The organism is Henriciella sp. (assembly GCF_049649345.1).
Lineage (GTDB): Bacteria > Pseudomonadota > Alphaproteobacteria > Caulobacterales > Hyphomonadaceae > Henriciella.
The window spans coordinates 1-4,356 of the sequence record NZ_JBARZC010000516.1; the positions used below are offsets into that span (position 1 = coordinate 1).

Sequence of the window (4,356 nt, forward strand, 5' to 3'; positions counted from 1 at the left end):
GTCGTTTGATTTTAGGCCCGCAACCGGTGCGGCCGCTGGGTCGTGGACTGGTGGAGACAGCCGGGTGGCGCCCCTCACCGAGCGCTCGACAGACATATAATTTTATTCGACTAAGTAAAATAATTGAGCAGCACATGCAGCTGGCCTGCGCCAGCAGGCCGCACTGAAAGACATATAATATACATTCAAATCAAAGCGTTATTTGAATGTTGCTCGTATGTCACATAGGCGCGACAATTCCATTTATGTCTGATAACACCTAAATACATGGCCCGATTCCGATAAGAACTAATTTGTACTTCGAATCAATTTTCCAGTTTTGAAAGATGTTGAATGACTGATACCGCCCCGCCGCAAGATGAGACGACGACGGACTATGAGACCGATTATGAAGTCGGCCAGGACAATGTCGAAATCTGGGGCCTCGACATTCACAATCCGGTCTTTTTCCTGAGCGCGGGCCTCGTCCTGCTGTTCGCCGGGACCTCCCTTATCTTTCCAGACGCAGCCGCTGCCGGGCTTGAAGCAGCGCGCTCTTGGACGCTGCATACCTTCGACTGGCTGTTTGCGATGACGCCCCTGCTGCTCCTCGCCTTCTGCCTGTTCCTGGCCTTCTCGCCCTTTGGACGGATCCGGCTCGGCGGCGCGGATGCGAAACCGGAATTTGCGCTCCATTCCTGGGTGGCCATGCTTTTTGCCGCAGGCGTCGGCATCGGCTTCATGTTCTATGGCGGGGCAGAACCGCTTGCCTATTACACCGACTGGTTCGGCACGCCGCTCAATGCAGAAGCGGCCAGTGATGAGGCCCGCCGCCTCGCCTTTAGCGCCACTCTTTTCCACTGGGGCCTCTCGCCCTGGGCGATTTATGCGATTGTCGGCCTGGCGCTTGGCTTTTTCGCCTATAATAAAGGCCTGCCGCTGACCATTCGCTCTGCCTTCTACCCGCTCCTGGGTGAGCGCGTCTGGGGGGCATGGGGCCATTTCATCGACACGATGGCGGTCATCTCCACCGTCTTTGGCCTCGCCACAACGATCGGCATTGGCGCCATGCAGGCGAGCAGCGGCCTCAGCTATATGCTCGGTTTCACACCGACCCTCCTCATGCAGGTCGGCCTGATCCTGGCGATCACCGGCCTTGCCGTGATTTCGGTGTTCCGCGGCATGGATGGCGGGGTGAAACTGCTCTCCAACATCAACATGACCATCGCGCTCGGCCTGATGATCTTCGTCTTCATTGCCGGCCCGACGCTTGCCATTACGACGGGCTTCGGCACTAACTTCGTCGGCTATCTCCAGGACACGCCCGCCCTGACCAACTGGTTCGGACGCGAAGACCAGGCCTGGTTCCATGACTGGACGATCTTCTACTGGGCCTGGTGGATTTCCTGGTCGCCCTTTGTGGGCATGTTCATTGCGCGCATCTCGCGCGGGCGGACCGTCCGCGAATATCTGAGTGTCGTCATCATCGCGCCGTTCATCATCTGCGTGATCTGGTTCACCACATTTGGTGAGACGGCCATCCAGCAATTCGAGACCGGCACGGGCGACCTTGCCGGCGGGGTCGAGACCGCATCGCTGACCCTGTTCCAGATGCTCGACAGCCTGCCACTCGCGGCAGTCACTTCGACCGCGGCGATCTTCCTCCTCGTCGTGTTCATTGTCACCTCGGCAGACTCCGGCGCTCTCGTCGTCGACAGCATCACCTCGGGCGGCAAGACCGATGCCCCTGTTCCCCAGCGCGTCTTCTGGGCCTGCATGCTGGGCGTGACAGCCTCGATGCTGCTCTATGGCGGCGGGCGATCAACGCTGCAGTCACTGCAGGCCGGCACGATTACGGCTGCATTGCCGTTCACCGTCATTCTGCTGGTCTGCTGCATCAGCCTCTTCCTCGGCCTTCGAAGCGAGCTTGCGGGCGAGGCGGAAAAACCCGAACCGGAAACCTGACCGGGCCGGCATCTCGACATCGCAGCCGCTCTGCCGCTATGTGAAGCCGGACATGGCGTTGGGAGTGGTACATATGCGGTTTTTGCTGGCCGGACTGATTATCGGATTGCTGGCGGCCTGCCAGTCGAGCGGGCTGACGCAAGAGGCCGAAGCAGAAACCGAGAACAGCGAAAAGGTCGACTTCTCCGCCTTCGAGACCCGCCCCGGCTTTATCGACATCAAGGTCGATGCGGACACCAACAAGGTCTACGCCGTCCTGCCCGCGCGTGAGGACAATGGCGTCCTCCTGCGCATGATCCACGCGGTTCGCCTGAAAGCCGGCCTCGGCTCCAACCCGGTCGGCCTTGATCGCGGCTGGGGCAGTAGCGGCGAGATCCTCGTCTTCCGCAAAATGGGCGACAAAATCATCCTCGAGGTTGAAAACCAGACCTACCGCGCCTCACCGGATAACCCGCTCGAAGAACGCGCCGTGCGCGAAAGCTTCGCCAACTCCTTCATCGCCAGCGCCGAGATCAAATCAGACGATGGCGACATCATCTTTGACCTCACAGACTTCCTGCAAAGCGACGCGCTCAATCTCGTCCAGTATCTGAAGGACGCCGGTCAGGGCGATTTCAAACTCACCGAGGACCGCACGCTCGTCGATACGGGCAGCGTCCTCACCTTTCCCGACAATGTCGAGATCGATGCCTATCTGACCTTTTCCTCCGCCGATCCAGGCCGCGAGGTTTCTACCGCCGCCGCCAATGGCCGCGACGTGACGCTGATCCAGCATCATTCCTTCGTGCGTCTGCCTGAGGAGGGCTACACGCCCCTACCGTCAGACCCGCGCGCGGGCGTCATCGATCTTGTCCATTATGACTATAGCGCCGGCCTCGATGAGCCGGTCGAGACCCGCCTTGCCCGCCGCTTCCGCCTCAAAAAGAACGAAGCCGGCGAGACGATAAACCCGATCGTCTTCTACATCGACCCGGGCGCCCCGAAGCCGATCCAGGACGCGCTGATGGACGGCGCCCTCTGGTGGTCAGATGCCTTCGCCGCAGCCGGTTATCCCGATGGCTACCGCGTCGAAATACTGCCGGAAGACGCCCATCCGCTCGATATCCGTTACAATGTCGTCCAGTGGGTCCACCGCCAGACGCGCGGCTGGTCCTATGGCGGCGGCATTGCCGATCCGCGCACCGGCGAAATGCTGAAAGGCCATGTCATCCTCGGCTCGCTGCGCGTGCGCCAGGACCGGATGATCTTCGAAGGCCTCGCCGGCACGGACCAGACCGGCACAGGCGCCGCAGATGATCCGGTCGAGCTTGCGCTTGCCCGCATCCGCCAGCTCGCGGCCCACGAGATCGGCCACCCGCTCGGCTTTGCGCATAATTTCGCCGCCAGCACCTATGGCAAAGGCTCGGTCATGGACTATCCCGCCCCGGATGTCCGCATCACAGATGGCGAGCTTGATTTCTCCAATGTCTACGGTGTCGGCATCGGCGAATGGGACAAGTTTTCCACGACCTGGCTCTATGGCGACATGACCCGCGAGGAACGCGACCAGCTTATCGAAGACGCCCGCGCCCGGGGCCTGATCCTGGTGCATGACGAAGACGCCAGAAGCGCTGCGACCGGCCACCCGCTCGGCAATATCTGGGACAATGGTCCCGACCCGGCAGAAGCCCTCGCCGAGACGATGAAAGTCCGCCGGATCGCGCTCGACAATTTCGGTGCCGACCGCATCCAGCCCGGCGAGCCGATTGCCGACCTCAACAAGGTCATCGTGCCGATCTATCTCTATCACCGCTACCAGACGGCGGCGGCCGCCAAGCTGATCGGCGGAATGAGCTTCAATTATGGCCTGCGCGGAGACGGCCAGCCGGCGGCAGACATCGTTGACCCGGCCCGCCAGCGCGCCGCGCTCGAAACCGTGCTGACGACCATCGACCCGGCCGAGCTTGACCTCTCCGACGACACCCTCGCTTTGCTCACCCCCGGCCTCTCGAACTACACGCTGGCCGAAAGCGAGCGCGAACTGTTCAACGACACCGCCGACCCGGCCTTCGACGTCACCGCTGCCGCCGACACCGCCGCCAGCCTCACCTTCGATGTGCTGCTTGCGCCCGAACGCGTCGCCCGGCTCATCGAATTCAATCGCCGCGACAGCGCCAATCCCGGCGCCGAAGAGATGTTCGAGGCGATCCAGACAAAAGTCATGCGCAGCCCGCGCGCCCAGCGCACAAGCGCCATCTCCGAGACGGTCCGCGCGCGCTACGCCTTCGCGCTGATGGATCTTGCTCGGGCCGACACGACGACCGCCGTGAAAGCCGCCGCGTCTGGCGCCTTGCGCGACCTTCGCGGCGCTCTTGAAAGCCAGAACAGCGATCACTCGGCATGGCTCGCCGCTCGCATCGATGCCTATCTCGG

The 4,356-nt window shown here is 61.7% G+C and carries 2 protein-coding genes; both read left to right on the plus strand.

Features of this window, described 5'->3' with window-relative positions:
• Window positions 1-333: 333 nt before the first annotated feature.
• Entirely contained in the window at window positions 334-1,944 is a 1,611-nt protein-coding gene (locus WA989_RS14235) for a BCCT family transporter (protein ID WP_424341148.1), read from the plus strand.
• A gap of 73 nt (window positions 1,945-2,017) precedes the next feature.
• Window positions 2,018-4,356: zinc-dependent metalloprotease (locus WA989_RS14240; RefSeq protein WP_424341149.1), on the plus strand; the 2,339-nt coding region annotated here is incomplete at its 3' end.